General features: G+C 68.3%; 20 protein-coding genes and 4 pseudogenes. 16 read left to right on the forward strand and 8 right to left on the reverse strand.

Going from position 1 to position 18163, the window contains the following annotated elements; genetic code table 11:
- Positions 1–2 precede the first annotated feature (2 nt).
- Genes CG719_RS36160 through CG719_RS36170 form a run of 5 tightly spaced genes read left to right on the forward strand, consistent with a single transcriptional unit; the run spans position 3 to position 3881 of the window.
- Positions 3–200, forward strand: a complete 198-nt coding sequence (locus CG719_RS36160; RefSeq protein WP_234375425.1) for a hypothetical protein — start codon at positions 3–5, stop codon at positions 198–200.
- Positions 201–230: 30 nt separating this feature from the next.
- The gene (locus CG719_RS36165; protein WP_267895333.1) at positions 231–1082 is read left to right on the forward strand and encodes a tyrosine-type recombinase/integrase; all 852 of its coding nucleotides are present in this window, start codon (positions 231–233) and stop codon (positions 1080–1082) included.
- Positions 1083–1086: 4 nt separating this feature from the next.
- Positions 1087–1584, forward strand: coding sequence for a hypothetical protein (locus CG719_RS05150; RefSeq protein WP_100567293.1), 498 nt, complete (start codon positions 1087–1089; stop codon positions 1582–1584).
- Between the two features lie 4 nt (positions 1585–1588).
- Positions 1589–2581, forward strand: a complete 993-nt coding sequence (locus CG719_RS05155; RefSeq protein WP_442802713.1) for a tyrosine-type recombinase/integrase — start codon at positions 1589–1591, stop codon at positions 2579–2581.
- Positions 2574–3881: a hypothetical protein gene (locus tag CG719_RS36170; RefSeq protein ID WP_234375428.1), complete on the forward strand. Its 1308-nt coding sequence runs from the start codon at positions 2574–2576 to the stop codon at positions 3879–3881. The genes CG719_RS05155 and CG719_RS36170 overlap by 8 nt, the downstream gene beginning before the upstream one ends.
- Here the strand turns inward: CG719_RS36170 and CG719_RS36175 are convergent.
- The gene (locus tag CG719_RS36175; RefSeq protein WP_234375429.1) at positions 3878–4033 is read right to left on the reverse strand and encodes a hypothetical protein; all 156 of its coding nucleotides are present in this window, start codon (positions 4031–4033) and stop codon (positions 3878–3880) included. The genes CG719_RS36170 and CG719_RS36175 overlap by 4 nt on opposite strands.
- 66 nt (positions 4034–4099) lie before the next feature.
- Between CG719_RS36175 and CG719_RS36180 the strand changes: the two genes are divergently transcribed.
- The 6 genes and pseudogenes from CG719_RS36180 (at position 4100) to CG719_RS36195 (ending at position 7252) form a co-directional block, all read left to right on the forward strand.
- Positions 4100–4333, forward strand: coding sequence for a hypothetical protein (locus tag CG719_RS36180; protein ID WP_234375430.1), 234 nt, complete (start codon positions 4100–4102; stop codon positions 4331–4333).
- A gap of 9 nt (positions 4334–4342) precedes the next feature.
- The gene (locus tag CG719_RS36185; RefSeq protein ID WP_234375431.1) at positions 4343–5023 is read left to right on the forward strand and encodes a site-specific integrase; all 681 of its coding nucleotides are present in this window, start codon (positions 4343–4345) and stop codon (positions 5021–5023) included.
- A 67-nt stretch (positions 5024–5090) separates the two neighbouring features.
- Positions 5091–5828 (forward strand): hypothetical protein, encoded by a 738-nt coding sequence (locus CG719_RS05165; protein WP_100567294.1) that lies wholly within the window; start codon positions 5091–5093, stop codon positions 5826–5828.
- Positions 5829–5882: 54 nt separating this feature from the next.
- Positions 5883–6068, forward strand: coding sequence for a hypothetical protein (locus CG719_RS05170; RefSeq protein ID WP_100567295.1), 186 nt, complete (start codon positions 5883–5885; stop codon positions 6066–6068).
- Positions 6069–6194: 126 nt separating this feature from the next.
- Positions 6195–6833, forward strand: a pseudogene (locus CG719_RS36190) (IS630 family transposase); the annotation flags it as partial.
- On the forward strand, positions 6761–7252 hold the full coding sequence (locus tag CG719_RS36195) for a transposase (RefSeq protein ID WP_234375432.1): 492 nt from the start codon (positions 6761–6763) through the stop codon (positions 7250–7252). The pseudogene CG719_RS36190 and the gene CG719_RS36195, both read left to right, overlap by 73 nt.
- 37 nt (positions 7253–7289) lie before the next feature.
- Here the strand turns inward: CG719_RS36195 and CG719_RS36200 are convergent.
- Positions 7290–7355, reverse strand: a pseudogene (locus CG719_RS36200) (mismatch-specific DNA-glycosylase); the annotation flags it as partial.
- Between the two features lie 191 nt (positions 7356–7546).
- Here CG719_RS36200 and CG719_RS05185 point away from each other — a divergent pair.
- Positions 7547–9175: a transposase gene (locus tag CG719_RS05185; RefSeq protein ID WP_100567296.1), complete on the forward strand. Its 1629-nt coding sequence runs from the start codon at positions 7547–7549 to the stop codon at positions 9173–9175.
- A 5-nt stretch (positions 9176–9180) separates the two neighbouring features.
- On the opposite strand, the pseudogene CG719_RS36205 reads toward CG719_RS05185, so the two are convergent.
- Together CG719_RS36205 and purB are read right to left on the reverse strand one after the other, a co-directional pair.
- Positions 9181–9279, reverse strand: a pseudogene (locus CG719_RS36205) (mismatch-specific DNA-glycosylase); the annotation flags it as partial.
- Complete coding sequence (gene purB, locus CG719_RS05195; protein ID WP_100567297.1) at positions 9276–10718, reverse strand: adenylosuccinate lyase; 1443 nt, start codon at positions 10716–10718, stop codon at positions 9276–9278. The gene purB and the pseudogene CG719_RS36205, both read right to left, overlap by 4 nt.
- A 255-nt stretch (positions 10719–10973) precedes the next feature.
- On the opposite strand from purB, the gene CG719_RS05200 reads away from it, so the two are divergent.
- Together CG719_RS05200 and CG719_RS05205 are read left to right on the forward strand one after the other, a co-directional pair.
- Positions 10974–11273: a recombinase family protein gene (locus CG719_RS05200; protein WP_100567298.1), complete on the forward strand. Its 300-nt coding sequence runs from the start codon at positions 10974–10976 to the stop codon at positions 11271–11273.
- Between the two features lie 140 nt (positions 11274–11413).
- Positions 11414–11860 (forward strand): hypothetical protein, encoded by a 447-nt coding sequence (locus tag CG719_RS05205; protein ID WP_234375433.1) that lies wholly within the window; start codon positions 11414–11416, stop codon positions 11858–11860.
- Positions 11861–11993: 133 nt separating this feature from the next.
- Here the strand turns inward: CG719_RS05205 and CG719_RS05210 are convergent, their stop codons facing one another.
- A complete protein-coding gene (locus CG719_RS05210; RefSeq protein WP_100567300.1) occupies positions 11994–12389 on the reverse strand; it encodes a GNAT family N-acetyltransferase in 396 nt (131 codons plus the stop codon).
- A gap of 195 nt (positions 12390–12584) precedes the next feature.
- Here CG719_RS05210 and CG719_RS05215 point away from each other — a divergent pair, with 195 nt between their 5' ends.
- Together CG719_RS05215 and CG719_RS05220 are read left to right on the forward strand one after the other, a co-directional pair.
- A complete protein-coding gene (locus CG719_RS05215) occupies positions 12585–14039 on the forward strand; it encodes a glycosyltransferase family 39 protein (protein WP_100567593.1) in 1455 nt (484 codons plus the stop codon).
- Between the two features lie 284 nt (positions 14040–14323).
- A pseudogene (locus CG719_RS05220) lies at positions 14324–14524 on the forward strand (transposase); the annotation flags it as partial.
- A 193-nt stretch (positions 14525–14717) separates the two neighbouring features.
- On the opposite strand, the gene CG719_RS05225 reads toward CG719_RS05220, so the two are convergent.
- The 3 genes from CG719_RS05225 to CG719_RS05235 are packed head-to-tail and all read right to left on the reverse strand — an operon-like array spanning position 14718 to position 18136.
- A complete protein-coding gene (locus CG719_RS05225) occupies positions 14718–15557 on the reverse strand; it encodes an SGNH/GDSL hydrolase family protein (RefSeq protein WP_100567301.1) in 840 nt (279 codons plus the stop codon).
- Positions 15558–15617: 60 nt separating this feature from the next.
- Complete coding sequence (locus CG719_RS05230) at positions 15618–16646, reverse strand: hemolysin family protein (protein ID WP_100567594.1); 1029 nt, start codon at positions 16644–16646, stop codon at positions 15618–15620.
- Positions 16643–18136, reverse strand: a complete 1494-nt coding sequence (locus CG719_RS05235) for a hemolysin family protein (RefSeq protein WP_234375434.1) — start codon at positions 18134–18136, stop codon at positions 16643–16645. Before CG719_RS05235 ends, CG719_RS05230 begins: the two co-directional genes overlap by 4 nt.
- Positions 18137–18163: the final 27 nt, after the last annotated feature.

The following is an 18163-nucleotide window of genomic DNA, read 5'->3' on the forward strand; positions in this document are numbered from 1 at the left end:
GGGTGGATGAACGCCGCGTCCGGCTCGGAGGGCCGGCGAACGTACGCGTCCGCGACCTGGAGCGCGGCAAGCACATCAACGTCACTCACGCCGAAGACGCCGCCTTCTGTGAGTGGGCAATCGTTGAGGTCCTGCGGCACTCAGGCGTGCGCATAGAGGAAGCCCTGGAACTCACCCATCTCAGCATCCGGCAGTACTAGCGCCCCGACGGCGAAGTCATCGCCTTGCTCGTGGTCGCCCCGTCGAAGAGCGACAGGGAACGCGTCGTCCCGATGTCCGCCGAGCTGTTCGCCGTCGTCGCGGCGATCGTCCGCCGCCACACTGCCGGCGGCCAGACCATCCCGCTGCTGCCCCGCTACGACCCGAAGGAACGGCAGAGCAGCCCGCCCATGCCGTTCCTGTTCCAACGCAAGATCGGGACCAAGTACGAGCTCATGTCGGACACCACCGTGGTGAACATGCTGAAGCGTCACTGCGTCGAACTCGCCGAACGGCACCCCGGCTTCCTTGCCACCAGCTTCACGCCGCACGATTTCCGTAGGCTCCTGGCCACGGAACTGGTCAACAGCGGGCTGCCGATCCACATCGGAGCAGCCCTACTCGGACATTTGAATCTCCAGACGACTCGGGGCTATGTTGCCGTGTTCAACGAGGACGTCGTCCGGCACTACCAGGGATTTCTCGACCGGCGCCGCCAAGCCAGGCCAACCGACGAGTACCGGCCGGTCACCGAATCAGAATGGCAAGGCTCCGAGGAGCACTTCGACCAGCGCAAAGTCGAGTTGGGGGGATGCGCCCGCCCTTACTCGACACCTTGCCAGCATGAGCACGCCTGTCTGAGATGCCCCATGATCAACATTAACCCGAAGATGCTGCCCCGCCTCGACGAGATCGAAGTCGACCTTCTAACCCGCCGGGCCCGAGCCGAAGCAGAGGGGTGGCTCGGTGAGCTCGAAGGAATCGACCTCACCTTGTCCTTCCTGCGCCAGAAGCGGGACCAGACCCGTCGACTCGCCAGGGTCGCACCGGTCGACCTCGGCATACCCGGAATCGCACAGCGATCAGCGGCCAGGCGAGAATGAGCGGATGTATTGCCTGCAGGCGGTCATCGCCACCGAATCCGTGCTCCGCGAGCTGGCTGGCTCCGTCACAGAGGCGTGCATCGTTCCTCTCGGTCAACACCTCTGGCTCCTGCCGATGACCGACGCACTGTTCGACATGGTCGCGGCCGCCGGAGCACCCGAACTCGACGGGAAGGCGCCAGCAGGTTTTGATCGTCTGCTGCGCGCGTGCTCGGAGACGGGACCGGTGGCCTACGTCGAGGCCGAGTACTTCGGCGGGGCAGGGACTCAGACCGCGCAGGTCTGGGACGCCGGGAAGACAGTCCTTGGTCCATTGTTCCTGGCCGAAGGGGAGCCGTCGCCGACGAGTGGCACTCCAATCTCTCAGGCGCTGCGGCAACTCGGCGCTGCCAAGGGCAATCACGTCGACGAGTTCTCCGCAGTCGGACTCGGCCGTCACCGCGACACAGACGATTGGCTTTCACCCAGGAACCAGTCGAGGCCCGACGAGCACGCCACTTGACTTGGTGCAGAGAAGGGTGCTGTGGCTGCTCGGGGTGGCCTGGGAGAAGGCGACCGAAGCGGAGACGGCAGTGTTGGCCGGGTGGCTGCGGACGGCGTCGAACTCGCAGCGCCAGCGGAAGACCGTCGGCGGCCCGGCGCCGGGCTCGGTGAACCTGCGCACGGGCAAGCCGGTACTGCGGGCCGGGTATGCGCCGCAGACGATCAACCATGCACTGTCGGTGGTCAGCGGCTTCTACGAGTTCCACGCCCACCAGGGCGAGGGTCCGGTCGCCAACCTGGTGCCGGTCTCCCCGCAGCGGCGCCGGGCCCTGGCTCACCGCAGCCCGCTGGAGCCCAAGCCGGTGCTGGGCCGGGCCCGGCTGCGGCAGAAGGTCCCTGACCGTCCGCCGCGGTCGATCCCGGATTGTCTGTGGGACGAACTGTTCGAGCGGATGGGCTGCGAGCGTGACCGCGCTCTGCTGGAGTTCTACGTCTCCAGCGGTGCCCGCGCCGAGGAACTCCTGGGCATCGGTATCGGGGATGTCGACTGGGCGGGCCAGAAGATCTACGTGATCTCCAAGGGCACGCGGGAGAGGCAGGCTGTCCCGGCCTCGCCGCAGGCGTTCCTGCGCCTGGCCTGCCGCCTGGACGAGATCGGCACCCCGTCAGCGGACGAGCCGCTGTGGCGGACCCGACGCGGCGCGGACCAGCCGATGTCCTACTGGGCGATGCGCCGCGTCATCCAGCGGGCCAACGAGGCGCTGGGCACAAACTGGACCCTGCACGACCTGCGACACACGGCGGCGAGCCGGATGGCGAACGGCGGCAAGCTGACTCTGCCGGAGGTGCAGGCCGTCCTGCGTCACACCAACATCCAGACCACCAGCCGCTATCTTGCGGTCCGCATCAAGGAGATCTACGACAAGCTCATCGAGCACTACAACACCCCACGTATTGAACGCAGTTACCCCTCCGGCTACGACGCCGACGACATCGCGGCGGTGTTCGGTGCCTGAGACCCAGCTTCGCACCACCGGTCAAAGCCGCCGCCATGGCCCTGTCGCCGAGGGGCTCCAGTTCCCCAGCCGCTTCGTCGGCGGTCCGATCGAGCCCGAGACCGCCGTTACCGCCACCCCACCGAGACCGCACGATGAGTTCGCCACCGCGTCCGTCTCCCTCCTGTCTCAGGTGGCCGGCTCCTCCTCGATCTGGCCCGACACACAGCGCGCAACCCGCCTGAACTGGAAGAACTCAACCCGCGCATGCCTTGAATACCTCCTCACCTTCCCAGGGGAGACCTGGCAGGCGAGATGGGACGCCAGTCCGCTCGGCCAGGGCCAGATCACCGCCGATGAGGTGGGATCGCGTCGGACAACGGGCACCAGCGTCATCCCCGGAATCCGGGCTCTGTACTGCCTGCGCGTTATCCAGCCGACGCCGCTCGCCTTCCGGCGCAACCCTCTGCCCAACTACGGGGTGACGTTTATCGCCGCCCAGGGAGACCCGCTCCTGGACAAGTATGCGGCGGAGGTACGCGCCCACCAGTTCCGCCAGGTGCACCGCCGCGACGCGATCAACGAGTTGTGCATGCCGATGACCGTCCAGGGCGTCGCCCTGAGCGATGTCACTCCCGCCGCGTTGCTGCACTTCACCCACGAGAATCGGAAGGCGCGTTGCACCCTGCAACCCGGGAGCCAGGTGTCCAACCGGTTGATCGGCCGTGGCGTCTGGAACGTCCTGCATGCCATGGGGCACTTCCCGCCGTCCACACCGGAAAGCATGCGGGCAGCCCTGCTGCGCGGACAGCTCAGTGTCGAGGAACTCGTCGACCAGTACGAGGTCACCAATCAGGCCGTTCGCGGTTTGCTCATCGACTACCTCACCCGTCGCAAGGCCGACACCGACTACTCCACCTTGAAGGAACTCGCCTGTAAGCTCACCCGCCACTTCTGGAAGAACATCGAGAAGATCAACCCGGACCAGAAGGCCCTGCGCATCTCGCCGGAGGACTACGCGACCTGGCGCCAGACGATCACCGTCAAGGATGACGGCAAGCCCCGCGTCGGCCAGGACAGCATCGTCATCGCGCTCCGTTCCTTCTACTACGACCTGCACACCTGGGCCGCCGACGAGCCGGAGCGCTGGGCGGTATGGGTCGCGCCGTGTCCGGTTCCGCCCAGCGAACTACGCGGGCTCGGGGTGCGCCGCCGGCGCATAACGAACGCTCCGCCGAGCGTACCCGCCAGCGCCAGCCCCTCCTTCCTCTGCTGGCCAACCACGTCGAAACCCGCTATGACCGCGCCCGCCTCCTCCTAGAGCAGGCCGATAAGACCGCCGAAGGCGAGGTATTCACCCACGAGGGCACTGAGTACCGGCGAGTCCTCACCGAAGCCGACCGCAAGCTCCTTCGCCACGGCGACGCCGTCCCCACCCGCGTCCAGGAAGTCGACAGCGGCCGGATCGTTCACATCGGCACCGAGGAAGAGGGCGCCTTCTGGGAATGGGCGGCCGTCGAGACCCTGCGGCACTCCGGCGTGCGCAGCGAGGAGCTCTGTGAACTGACCCACCTCAGCATCCGCCAATACCAGCGGGCGAACGGCGAGGTCATCGCGCTGCTGGTGATCGCACCGTCGAAGACCGACCGCGAGCGCGTCATCCCGATGTCGGCCGAACTCTTCCACGTGATTGCCTCGATCGTCCGCCGTCACAATCGCACCGGCCGTCCGATCCCGCTCGTCAGCCGGTTCGACTACCACGACAAGGTGTGAAGCCCCCCGATGCCGTTCCTCTTCCAGCGGCAGAACGGCACTACCCCCATGGTGCTCAGCACCGCGACCATCCAGGTCATGCTCGGCCGGATCTGCGAGCAACTGGCCGAAAGCCACCGGGAGTTCCGCAGGCTGAAGTTTACCCCGCACGACTTCCGAAGGATCTTCGCCACCGAGCTGGTCAACAGCGGCCTGCCGATCCACATCGGCGCCGCTCTCATGGGTCATCTTGACGTCCAGACCACCCGTGGCTACGTGGCGGTATTCGATGAGGACGTCATTCGTCATTACCAGAAGTTTCTCCATCAGTGCCGTGAAATTCGGCCCGAAGGAGAGTACCGCAACACGACAGAGCAGGAATGGACCGAGTTTGAAGAGCACTTCAATAAGCGCAAGGTCGAACTCGGCAGCTGCGCACGACCCTACGGAACGCCTTGCCAGCACGAACACGCCTGCATCCGCTGCCCGATGCTCCAGATCAACCCAAAAATGCTCGCGCGCTTGGACGAACTGGAGGAAGATCTACAGGCCAGGCGGAAGCGGGCGGCGGCCGAGCAGTGGCTTGGTGAGATCGACGGCATCGACTTGACGCTGACTTTCCTTCGCGCCAAGCGCGACGAGGCCCGCTGGCTGTCCCGCCGCAGTCCCCTCAACCTAGGCTTGCCCCACGCACGCCCTCCGGAGTCCTGATGAGTATCCCGATCAACCCGCTGCCGTCCAGCGACTAGCCTTCATTCGTTTTCTGCACGAACAGGGCGTGGCGCAGTCCCGGCAGCCTCAACCTCTCGCCGCGACCTCCGTGCTGTCCTTCCACGATGCCGTTGAGCTGTTCCTCGTCCTTGCGGGTGAGCATCTACAGGTCGGTCTTCCAACCCAAATCAACTTCTCCCAGTACTGGGACAAGCTCGCAGCTGGCCTGCCGCCCAACACCCAACTGCCGAGCAAGAAGGCCATGGAGCGGATGAATAAGCTTCGGGTCAACCTCAAGCACCACGGCGCCGTCCCGTCTCCGACGGATATTGACCAGGTGCGAGCAGACGTGCTGACCTTCTTCACCGACGCCACTCCACTGGTCTTCGGGGGTACGTTCACGCAGATCGACATGATCGACCTCGTGACGCGGCAACAGACTGTGAACTTCCTGCAATATGCCCAGACCTGCGCGGACAAGGGGGACCTCCCGCAGGCGATGGCAGCTCTCTCCATCGCATTCACGGAACTCATCGAGCACTACACAGAAACGCGCCGGTCGGCCCACAGGCCGCCGTTCCGGTTCGGTGATCTCAGAGACTACCGCGACGAAAGCTCACGGATTCGTGGGGATAGGGAAGCGAGAAAGCTCAACCTCGGTGGTCTCGTGGGCTATGTCAGGGACATATCGAAGCAGTTGTCGAGCCTCACGACGGCGACGAAGCAAATCCAACGGGCAATGCGTGTGACTGCACTCGGCATCGACTACACCCGTTATGCGAAGTTTGGGGTGCTCGCTCCGTAAATCGTCCGCTACGGGGGCGGTGGCGCCAGCTTCATTGTCGAAGAGGGACATAAGTTGCTCAGCGACGAGGACTACCAGTTCGCTCGCCTGTTCGTGATCGAATCCTCCATGCAGGCAGCGAAGGCAGACGCCGTGCTCCAGCGCAGGCTTGATCACCGCGCAGCCAGCAACCCGTCTCCGGGGACCTGGAACCAGGGCGAGCAGCGCAACTGGGAAGGGCCAGACCCGTTCGGGAGCTAGTGGCTCGTCACGCATCCTTGGCCGGGTAATCGACCCTGCTCCCGCCGACCAGCAGACTGTCTCCAGGACTTGATCTTGGAGGTGGTCGTGGGACGTCGACCGAGTGTGTTCGTCCGGCCGGTCAGCATGGAGGAAGGCCGCCGGCTGCAGCGGATCAGCCGTACTGCGAAGGACCCGGTGAGGCTGCGGCGGGCGATCGTGGTGCTGATGTCCGCCCAGGGTCAAACAGTCAAGGACATCACCTCGCTGATGCAGGTCGGCGAGGACTACGTCCGCGATGTCATCCACGCCTTCAACGAGCGGGGGTTCGACGCACTGGACCCAAAATGGAGCGGGGGACGCCCCAAGACGATCAGTGACGAGGTGCGCGAGCACATCTGCCTGATCGCCCGGACGTCCCCCGCCGACTGGAAGATCACCGCGTTTTCCACCTGGAGCCTGAGCAAGCTCGCCGAGCACCTGGCCAAGCAGAAGGTGGTGGCGGTCATCAGCCGGGAGACGCTGCGCCGGATCCTGGCCGCCGGCAAGGTTTCCTGGAAGACCACCACCACGTGGAAGGCGTCCACCGACCCGCAGTTCATCGCCAAGATGCACCGCATCCTGGCCCTCTACGACACCCCGCCCGCCGACGGGCGGGTGATATGCGTCGACGAGTTCGGGCCGCTGAACCTGATGCCCCGCAAGGGCAAGGCATGGGGACCGGTGAGGCGTCCGAAGCGGCTGCGGGCCACCTACAACCGCCACCACGGCGTGATGCACATGCTCGCCGCCCTCGACTGGCCACCGGCAGGCTCTACTACCGCATTCGTCGGCGCAAACGCTGGCGCGAGTTCCTCGACCTCCTCAAGGTCCTGCGTACCCGCTGGCCTGGGCAGAAGCTGTATGTGGTGCTGGACAACTTCTCCCCGCACAAGCACGCCAAGGTCCGCGCATGGGCGGACGACCACCAGGTCGAGTTGGTCTTCCTGCCGACCTACGGCTCCTGGCTGAACTGGATCGAAGCCGAGTTCGCGGCCCTGCGCTACTTCGCACTCAACGGCACCGACCACCGCAGCCACGACGAACAGAACGCCGCCATCGCCGCCTACGTCCGCTGGCACAACGCCCGCGCCGAACCGAAGACGAACTTCGCACCCGACTCACCGATCCGTACCTGGACCTATTACCCGGCCAAGGCTGCGTGACGAGCCACTAGGTCGTCACTCGACCGAGTGAAGTGCAGAGAAGCAGCACCGGCCAGAACCGGTTGCCGGGCCGGGCGAAGTGGTGGCCGGTCGCGGCCGTCATCAGACCGGGGTTTGACCTGCTGCCATTTGGCGGCGGTTGGACGTGTTCTGGTGTGTATGAGTGAGCGTGGCGTGGGTGAAGGCGCGTGGCCGGGGGCGGTGACCGGGTGTTCTGGTTTCGAATGCGTGACCTTTGGCCGGGGCTGCTCGTTGGGTGCGGTGACGGTTGCGGTTTCGGGCGGGGGTGAGGGTGTGGGTGGGCTGCGTGAGGTGGCGGCGTCGTTCGTGGTGCCCGGCCCGTCCGGGGTGGCCATCCGCGCCGGTCTCAAGGGTCTGACCGGGCAGGACGAGGCGGTGCTGCGCCAGGTCGGCGATCTGCTCGGCTCGCTGGCCTCTCGCGATCTGAGGGTGCGCTGCGCGGCGGGGCTGGGCCATGACGGTGAGCAGTGGGCGCGGCGGAAGCGGGCGTTGTCCGGGGAGTCGTCGTCGCGGTGGGCGGGCAGTATCACCAAGGCCACGCATGATCAGTGGGCGCTGGCCCGGCGCGGGCAGCTCGCCCACATCCAGAGCCTGCAGACAGGTGTCGAGACGATCAGGCGCCGGCTCTCCCAGCCCATCGGCGCGAACGGCTGCAAGGGGGCGCCGGGTGGCTACGGCTCCGAGCGGGAGTGGTTCGCCAAGTCCCGGCGCCTGCACGTGCTTGAGGACCGGCTGGTGCGGGTGCGGGCTGACTGGGAGGCCGGGCGGGTGCGGGTGGTGCGCGGCGGCAAGAAGTTGCTCAACAGCCGGCATCATCTGGAGGCCGCCGGGCTGACCGAGGCGCAGTGGCGGTTGCGGTGGCAGGCCGAGCGGTGGTTCCTGCGGGCCGATGGCGAGTCCGGGAAACCGTATGGGAACGAGACGATCCGCATCACGCCGGAGGGTGAGGTGAGTATCCGGCTTCCGGCGGCGCTGGCCGGGCTGGCGAACGCGCCCCACGGCCGGTACGTACTCGCTTGCCGGGTCCGCTTCCGCCACCGGGGCGAGCAGTGGGCCGACCGCGTCACAGCAGGCCGCGCGGTGGCCTACCGCATCCACTACGACCCGGACCGGAACCGCTGGTATCTGACCGCGTCCTGGCAGAACCCATCGGTGACGACGGTGCCGCTTTCAGCTGTCCGCGCGGGTGGGTTGGTGGGGATGGACATGAACGCCGACCACCTGGCCGCCTGGCGCCTGGACGCACACGGCAACCCCGTCGGCGCGCCCCGCCGCTTCGACTATCAGCTGACCGGCACCGCGAGCCATCGGGATGCACAGGTCCGCCACGCCTTGATCCGTCTGCTGCACTGGTCGGCGCGGCACGGTCTGTCCCTCGCGATCGAGGACCTCGACTTCACCGCCGAGAAGACCCGGGAGAAACACGGCCGCCGCAAGCAATTCCGCAAGCTGATCTCCGGCCTGCCCACCGCCCGGCTCCGCGCACGGCTGGTGTCGATGGCCGCCGAGCTCGGCATCACCATTGTTGCCGTCGATCCGGCCTACACCAGCCGCTGGGGCGCCCAGCACTGGCAGAAACCCCTGACCAGCAAGACACGTAAGCCCACGCGGCACGACGCTGCCGCCGTGGCGATCGGAAGGCGCGCCCTGGGATGTGCGATCAGGCGTCGGACGGCACCGCCCCCACCGCACCGGAGTGATGCGGTGGGGCATCGGACCGCCCAGGCCCGACCGGACACCCCGGGGCGTGAGGGACCCCGCCCCCGCGTTCCCGGACCACGGACACGATCCGTGCCGCCCGGACGCGGAGCGAAAGCGGGCGACCAGTGTGCCCACAACCGTTCGGGGCACACGGCTGAGCACGAGCCCTGGACCCAGGACTCACTCCCGCTCAGTCCATAGGAACGGTTGATGCCGCAGAACAGCACCCGCAGGCCGTCCGCGACGACGTCCGGCACCGGACGGTCGCGGGCGGCCTCGAGCTCCGCCGGGGTGAAACGGGTCAGAGGATCGCCCCCGGCGCGTAGGCCGCGGCCGTCGGGTGCTGCTTCACGATCTCCTCGATCCGGCCCACGACCGTGCCGACCTGGTCGGCTGCCGCGCCGGTGAAGGACAGCTTGTCGGCCATCAGCGCGTCCAGCCGGGCACGGTCGAGCGGGAGGCGGTCGTCGGCGGCCAGCTTGTCGAGGAGGTCGTTGCGCTCGGCGCCCTGCTCGCGCATGGCGAGCGCGGTCGCGACGGCGTTCTCCTTGATCGCCTCATGGGCGACCTCGCGGCCGACCCCGGCCCGCACGGCACCCATCAGCACCTTGGTGGTGGCCAGGAACGGCAGGTAGCGGTCCAGCTCGCGGGCGATCACCGCGGGGAAGGCGCCGAACTCGTCGAGCACCGTCAGGAACGTCTCCAGCAGCCCGTCCAGCGCGAAGAACGCGTCCGGCAGCGCGACCCGGCGCACCACCGAGCAGGACACGTCGCCCTCGTTCCACTGGTCGCCCGCCAGCTCGCCGGTCATCGAGGCATAGCCCCGCAGGATCACCATCAGGCCGTTGACGCGCTCGCAGGAGCGGGTGTTCATCTTGTGCGGCATCGCGGAGGAGCCGACCTGGCCCGGCTTGAAGCCCTCGGTGACCAGCTCGTGCCCGGCCATCAGCCGAACCGTCTTCGCCAGCGAGGAGGGCGCCGCCGCGAGCTGCACCAGCGCGGTGACGACCTCGTAGTCCAGCGAGCGCGGGTAGACCTGGCCGACCGAGGTGAACGCCCGCGAGAAGCCGAGGTGCCCGGCGACGCGCCGCTCCAGCTCCGCGAGCTTCGACGCGTCGCCGCCGAGCAGGTCCAGCATGTCCTGGGCCGTGCCCACCGGGCCCTTCACACCGCGCAGCGGGTAGCGGCCCAGCAGCTCCTCGACCCGTCCGTGGGCCACCAGCAGCTCGTCCGCCGCGGTCGCGAAACGCTTGCCGAGGGTGGTGGCCTGCGCGGCGACGTTGTGCGAGCGGCCGGCCATGACCAGCTCGCCGTACTCGGCGGCCAGCCTGCCCAGCCGGGCGAGGACGGCTACCGTGCGGTCCCGCATCAGCTCCAGCGAGAGCCGGATCTGCAACTGCTCGACGTTCTCCGTCAGGTCGCGGGAGGTCATGCCCTTGTGCACGTGCTCGTGCCCGGCGAGGTCGTTGAACTCCTCGATCCGCGCCTTCACGTCGTGCCGGGTGACCTTCTCGCGCTCCGCGATCGAGGCCAGGTCGACCTGGTCGAGGACCCGCTCGTAGTCGGCGATCGCCTCGTCCGGCACCTCGATGCCGAGGTCCTTCTGGGCGCGCAGCACGGCGAGCCAGAGCTGCCGTTCCAGCCTGACCTTCTGCTCGGGCGACCAGAGCGTGGCGAGCTCGGCGGAGGCGTAACGTCCGGCGAGGACGTTCGGGATGCGGGGCTTGGCAGGCGCTGAAGTCACGTAGACGGATTCTACTGGCGATTCGTGCAGGCCAGCGCCGCGGGGGTGTTCGTGGGAAGCTACGAGAGCTCCGCGTCGGCCGCTGTCGGGGGCTGCGCCAGGTCCTCGTAGGGCAGCAGTTCGGGCCGTTTCGCGGGGCGGCCGTCGCCGGAGGAGCGGCTGGCGTGGCACCCGCCCAGATTCTCGGTACGAAGGCTAGAGGGTGCGTACGGCAAGGGGGCGGCGCAATCCCAGCACCAAGGAGCACCACCCCCGATGGCCGTCAAGCGTCTCATAGACCTCTATCTGCGCAAGAGCAAGAACTTGCGGGAGGACGACCACCGCCGAGAGCAGTCCACCGACACGCAGGAGGCCTCCGGGCGTCGCTGGGTCGACCGCAACGGCTACACCGTCCGTCACGTGTGGGTAGACCTGGCGTCCGGCTACAAGGCGGATGCCGAGCGTCCCGACTTCGACAAGGCGCTAGCAGCGCTACGGAGCCGTGAGACCTCGGTGCTGTGGTGCTACATGGTGGACCGGTTCTCTCGCAGGGTGCCCGTGCTGTCCTCGACGTGATCGACCCGGCAGACGGCACCGAGCCCGGCCGCCTGATCTTTGAGGTGAGACTCCCTCCGGCTACTCGGCAGGCATAGTGCCGGGGTGGGTGAGGTAGGTCCGGTGCGCTGGAGGAGCGGGAGCGTGCGGCCCGGAAGCGGGTGGAGGAGTTGCAGGCCGAGCTGGAGGCGGCGCAGTCGCAGTGGGACGAGTGGCTGATCGCCCGCAGGCGGGTCGGCGAGGTGTGGGACGCGGGTGAAATCGCAGGCCAGGAGGCTGTGGCGGGGAAGACACCGGAGGGGATCGAGGCCAGGACGCTGGCGACAGCGAAGCCCGGGACGCTGGTTCCGGTCTGGCGGGAGGGGCTGTCGGCCGAGGTGCTGGAGCCGGAATATCAGCAGGTCATGGGCCTGCTGGCCGAACGCCGCGCCACCGGCGGTCAGTCACTGAACTGCCGTGAGATCACTGCCTTGTTGGGGCTGGAGGTGGTTCCTGCGAAGACCGAGGGAGTGCGGTGCAAGCTCAAGCGGTTCGTTGCGCGGGGATGGGCACACGAGTCGGCACCGGACCGGTTCGCCTGCGGCGGCGACCGAGACGGCGGGTCATGACCATGGTCATCGACCACAGGACCATCGCCTCCGACGACCCTCTGGTTGCTACGGACATGATCTTGTGGTGAGACCTGTCCTATCAGGGGCTTCACGGCTGTTCATGGCGGGGGCGCGATGCGGCGGGGTCGGCTCAGAGTGCGATGAGCCCCGCGGCCGTCGGCTGGAATCCGCAGGCGTCGAAGTAGAACGACTGCAGGTCGTCCTCGAAGTCGACGTGCATCCATTCGCACTTGGCTATACGGGCCTGTCGGACGGCCTCGGCAACAAGCCCGGCTCCGATCCCCGAGCGGCGGTAGCTTGCCGCGACCACGGTGTCCAGGATGAACGCGTGGACGCCGCCGTCCCACGCGACATTCACGAAACCGACGAGGTCCCCTTCGTGGCGTGCACAGACCCAGCCCAGGCTGTGGCGATGGACCTGGGCCAGCCAATCGACTTCCGAGGCCTGATGGTTGAAACCCGCTGCATGCAGCGCATTGACGGCTGTGTTGTCGAATTCGCCCCGCCACTCATACGTGATCGTCATGGCGCGAGCGTAGACCGCCCTCTCCGCCCCGTTCCTCCCGCGCCACAGGACCAGGAATGATCACCGTTGAGAAAACCTCAGTGAGTGAACCTGACAACCCGCCCTTGCCAACAGCTGCTCCGGAAGCCCTACTTCATGTCCATTGACCGCAAGTTACGCTTGTCACCTCGCCGCCTGGGGGCCGCAACAACGTCGATGCCATCTCGCACTGCACCCTTGCGCCGCGCCGTTCTGGTCTGGCTGCTTCCGATGCTGTGGACCGTTGCCCTCGGCCTGTGGGGGCTGTCACGGCAGGGCAGCTTGTGGCGGGACGAGGCCGCGACCTGGCAGGTAGCCCAACGCTCCACCGCCGAGATCTGGCACATGCTGGGGAACGTTGACGTCGTACACGGGTGCTACTACCTGCTGATGCATGTGCTGTTTGAGTGCTTCGGGCCCTGCGCCACAATATTGCGACTCCCCTCGGTGCTGGCCACAGGGATCGCGGCGGCTTGCGTGGCAGTCATCGGCCACAGGCTGGCCGGCGTGTGGGCGGGCCTGGCGGGAGGGATGGCGTTCGGGCTGCTGCCTGCTGTGCAGTTCTACCTCCAAGAGGGTCGGCCATACGCACTGGTCGCCGCCGGGGCCGGGATCTCCACATTGCTCCTCGTAACCGTGCTCCAGGGGCGTGTCCGGACGCTGTGCTGGGCTGCATACGGCAGCACCATTCTGCTGATGGGGCTGCTGAACTGGCTCTCGCTCATGATCCTCCCGGCACACCTGGCAACTCTCCTGTGGATCCGAGCCGGGCGCGAAGTCTGGACACGTTGGACGGCAGCCTCCACGGCCGCCACAGCCTGTGTGCTGCCGTTGATCCTCTTCAGCCGAAGCCAGTCCGCACAGGTGTCATGGATACCGCCGCTGTCCTGGCACATGATGATCGGCCCTGCGGTTCTGCTGGCGATCGGTGGCGTTGGTGCGCTACTGGATCGGCCCCGAGCGGGCCGGCCGTCGGTGGCAGCCGTCGGGTTACCGCTGCTGGCGGTGCCCCAGATCGGCCTCATCGCTCTTTCCCTGATCCAGCCGTTGTTCTTGGACCGGTACATCCTCTACAGCATGCTGGGGTTGGCACTGCTGATCGGCACTGCCATCGGCTCGGCGGTGCAGGCAGCCAAGCCCCGGCTCCCGAAAGCGTCGAAGTGGATTCTCCCCGCAGTGGTCGCCGCAGCGATGGTGGCACTGCTGCCGCAGTCACTGGCAAAGCGATCCCCGGCAAGCAGGGTGGACGACGTCCTGGCGATAGCGTCGGACGTGCGGCGGATGAAAACGACCGGAAGTGCGGTGCTTTTCATCCCGTCGGCGCGTCGGGACACCAAGTCCGTCTCGCCGAGTGCCTTTGCCGGGCTGCGAGACATAGCTCTCGTGGAGAGCCCTGAGAAGTCCGGGACCCTGAAGGGTGTGGAGACGAGCCCGGATCACATACGTGCTGCGATGCTGGCCCAGCAACGGATACTGCTGGTGACGGACGCAACACAGGTGGCAAAACCGGTGACGGCCGAGCGGGACAAGATGAAGACCGCCGTGCTGAAGAAGTACTTCACACCAGTGGCTGACGAACAAGTCCGTGGTCGGCGGGTGACGGTGTACCAGCGGCTTGCCAGAGCTCATTGACCGGCGTGGCAGGACCACCTTCAAGCTCGTAACCGGACGGGCTGCGCGGACCCGCCACTCGGGCGGCCTTCAGGTACCCAATGATCAGCACCGCGTTCCAGCAGTCCGCACAACCATCGACAAAAGACCAGGTCAGCAACCCACAGGAAGGATTCCCACAGGTCGCGACCCGCCCCATTACTAGGGCCTGTCGTCGCATTCCCGCCGTCGCCCGAAGAGCGGCCCAGCGGCGTCTGGTGCGTGCTCTGGGGGTCCCCCTGCTCGAAGATCTCGGGGGAACCTCAGCCTGGATGCCCATGCTCGCCCCGACCGGTCAAGCCCGGCTCTGGGAACCCCGCCGGCTGCGGTTCCGCCTGTTCTCCGCGGCCGCCCAGCTCGTCACCGCCGGCCGACGCCGCATCCTCCGCCTCACCCAACACTGGCCCTGGGCAGGTGAGATCGCAGGCGCCTTCGAGCGACTTGCCCTCCTGCCCAGCCCAGGCTGACCAGCAGACTTTCCGTCCCGACGACAGCTCCACCCGACCCCGGACAGCGGAACCGGGCGACCCACCTGACGCGACAGTCGGGCCACCGGCCTGCTCACCACCCGCCTCGGAAAGCGAAAAGGCCCGCCGACGCCGTCGACGGACCCTCACGCAAGATCGAGGTTAATCGGTGCATGGCATGCGGGGCTCCGGGTCAGGGCTCCACCTGTCGCCAGCCCGTCACAGGGCCGGGGTTTGTGTGGTCCGCAGGGGTGACCCAGAAGGGTTTGCCCAGCTCAGCGCTAAAGTGGGCGCCTGTCCGGCCGTCGCCGGAGGAACGGCCGGTCAGGCGCCGCCCTATCCACGGCAGCAGATGCTGCCGGGCGAAGCGGGCGTCCTGCACCCGGCGGTTGAGCCAGCCCGGACGCGCGGTCGCCGCCATGGGCGTACGCCACTCGGTGTCCTCGGGCTCGTGGCCGAGCGTCTGCCACACCGCCTCGGCGACCCGGCGGTGGCCCTCGGGGGTCAGGTGCAGCCGGTCCACGTCCCACAGCCGGGGGTCGGCGAGCGACGGCGCCCCGTACAGGTCGACGACGAGCGCGCCGTGCCGTGCGGCGAGCTCGTCGACGCAGGCGAACAACTCCTCCATGCGCGGCCGGAAGCGCTCCAGGACGGGGCCCCGCCGGCCGGGGCTGCGCATCAGCACCAGCCGCTCGCACGACGGCGCCAGCCGCTCCACGGCCTCCGTGAGCAGCCCCGTGACCCTGCCCATGTCGCACTTGGGCCGCAGCGTGTCGTTGAGGCCGCCCACCAGCGTCACGACGTCGGCCCGCATGGCCGCCGCCACCTCCACCTGCTCGTCGACGATCTGCCCGATGAGCTTGCCGCGCACGGCGAGGTTGGCGTACCGGAAGCCGGGCGCGCGGGCGGCCATCCGCGCCGCGAGGAGGTCCGCCCAGCCTCGGTACGAACCGTCGGGCAGCCGGTCCGACATGCCCTCGGTGAAGGAGTCGCCGACCGCGACCAGGCTCGTGTACATGGGATTCGTCTGCATGGCGTGAGCGATCGTATCCGGGCGGTCCGGTGGCGTACCAAGCGGTCGGTCGGTATCGCGTCAGGCCGTCCCGGTCACCCCCGCCGGTCCGAACAGCTCTCGCAGTACGTCCTCCATGGTCACCAGGCCCGCGAGCCGGTCGTCGGCCCCCAGGACGGCCGCCAGGTGCGTACGGCTGCCGCGCATCGCGGTGAGCACGTCGTCCAGCGGCGTGCCCTCGCGGACCCGGGCGATGGGCCGCATGTCCCGCGGCCGGAACGGCTCCTCCCGCGGCGAGGCGTCCAGGGCGTCCTTCACATGCAGGTAGCCGACGATGTGGCGTTCCTCGTCGACCACGGGGAAGCGCGAGAAGCCGGACTCGGCCGACAGCCGCTCCAACTGCTCGGGGGTGATTCCCACCGACGCGTGGACGACACGCTCCAGCGGGAGCACCACGTCACGCACGGGCCGGCTGCCGAGCTCCAGCGCGTCGTGCAGCCGCTCCTGCGCCCGGTCGTCGATGAGGCCGGCCGCGCTGGCGTCCTTGACGATCTGGGCCAGCTCCGCGTCCGTGAAGGTCGACGAGACCTCGCTCTTGGCCTCCACCCGCAACAACTTGAGCAGGCTGTTCGCGAACGTGTTCACCGTGAAGATCACCGGGCGCAGGGCCTGGGACAGCGCGACCAGCGGCGGTCCGAGCAGCAGCGCGCTGCGTACCGGCTCCGCGAGCACGACGTTCTTCGGCACCATCTCGCCGAGCAGCATGTGCAGGTACGTCGCCAGGGCCAGCGCGATCACGAACGACACCGCGTGGCCCGCGCCCGGTGGCACACCCATGGCGTGGAACGCCGGCTCCAGCAGGTGCGCGATCGCCGGCTCGGCGACCACACCGAGGACCAGGGTGCACAGGGTGATGCCGAGCTGCGCCGCGGCCAGCAGCGCGGACACGTGCTGCAGGCCCCACAGCACGCTCCGGGCGCGCCGGTCGCCCGCCTCGGCGTACGGCTCGATCTGGCTGCGGCGCACCGAGATCAGCGCGAACTCGCCGCCCACGAAGAAGGCGTTGACGACCAGGGACGCCAGCCCGATCAGAATCTGCACACCGGTCACCGCCCGGCCCTCCCCTCGTCCTCCGCGCCACCGCACGGCCGTTCGTCCTTCGGAGCGGGCCCGTCACCGTGCCTGCCGCGCGTGCCTTCCCCGCGCTGCACGCGGTCCTCGTGGTCCCCGCCGTGCCCGCTTGACCCGCCGTGCTCGCGGTCCCCGCCTTCCTCGCCCCGCGCCCCCCGTTCGTCGTCCAGTGGCGCGTGCAGGAGTACGCGCGCTGCGCGGTGGCCGCTCGAGTCCACGACGTCCAGTCGCCAGCCGGCGGTCTGGAGGATGTCGCCGGTCTCGGGGATCCGGCCGAGTTCGGCGGCGATCAGGCCGGCCAGCGTCTCGTACGGCCCCTCCGGCACCCGCAGCCCCACCTGCGCGAGCTGGTCCACCCGCGCGGAGCCGCCCGCCGAGTACAGGGCGCGGCCCTCCTCGTCGGCACCGGCCGGCGCGATGTCGGGCGTCTCGTGCGGGTCGTGCTCGTCGCGCACCTCGCCGACCACCTCCTCGACGATGTCCTCCAGCGTCGCCACGCCCGCGGTGCCGCCGTACTCGTCGATGACGACCGCCATCGTGCGCTTGCCGGACAGCCGGTCAAGGAGCCGGTCGACGGTCAGCGACTCGGGGACCAGGAGCGGCTCGCGCATGATCTCCGAGACCTGTGTGCGGGTGCGGCGCTCGGCCGGTATCGCCAGCACGTCCTTGATGTGGGCGGTGCCCACGACCGAGTCGAGGCCGCCCTGGTGGACGGGGAACCGGGACAGCCCGGTCGCCCGGGTCGCGTTCGCCACGTCCTCGCAGGTCGCCCGGGCGTCGAGGGCCACGACCCGCACCCGCGGGGTCATCACGTTCTCCGCGGTCAGGTCCGCCAGGTTGAGGGTGCGTACGAACAGCTCGGCGGTGTCCGCCTCCAGGGCGCCCTCCTTGGCGGAGTGCCGGGCCAGGGCGGCGAGTTCCTGGGGCCCGCGAGCGGAGGCGAGCTCCTCGGCGGGCTCCATGCCGAGCCGGCGCACCACGCGGTTCGCCGTGTTGTTCAGGTGGGTGATGAAGGGGCGGAAGGCGGCGCTGAACCAGCGCTGCGGGCTGCCCACCCGCCGGGCCACCGCGAGCGGCGAGGAGATCGCCCAGTTCTTGGGCACCAGCTCGCCGACGACCATCAGGAACACCGTGGACAGGGCCGTGCCCAGGGCCAGCGCGACCGAGGTCGCTGCGGACCGGGACAGACCGAGCGCCTGGATCGGCCCCGCGATCAGCTTGCCGATCGACGGCTCGGCGAGCATGCCGACCACCAGATTGGTGACGGTGATGCCGAGCTGTGCCCCGGAGAGCTGGAAGGTCAGGTTCCGTACGGCCTTCAGCGCGCCGGCAGCGCCGCGCTCACCGCGCTCGGCGGCCCGCTCCAGGGCACCGCGCTCGACGGTCGTCAGCGAGAACTCGGCCGCGACGAAGGCGCCGCAGGCGAGACTGAGCAGCACCGCCACCAGCAACAGGAGCACTTCGGTCATCGGGTCACCCCCGTCCCATGGTCGGGC

The sequence above is a fragment of the Streptomyces sp. CB01373 genome (assembly GCF_002803075.1).
Classification (GTDB): Bacteria; Actinomycetota; Actinomycetes; order Streptomycetales; family Streptomycetaceae; genus Streptomyces.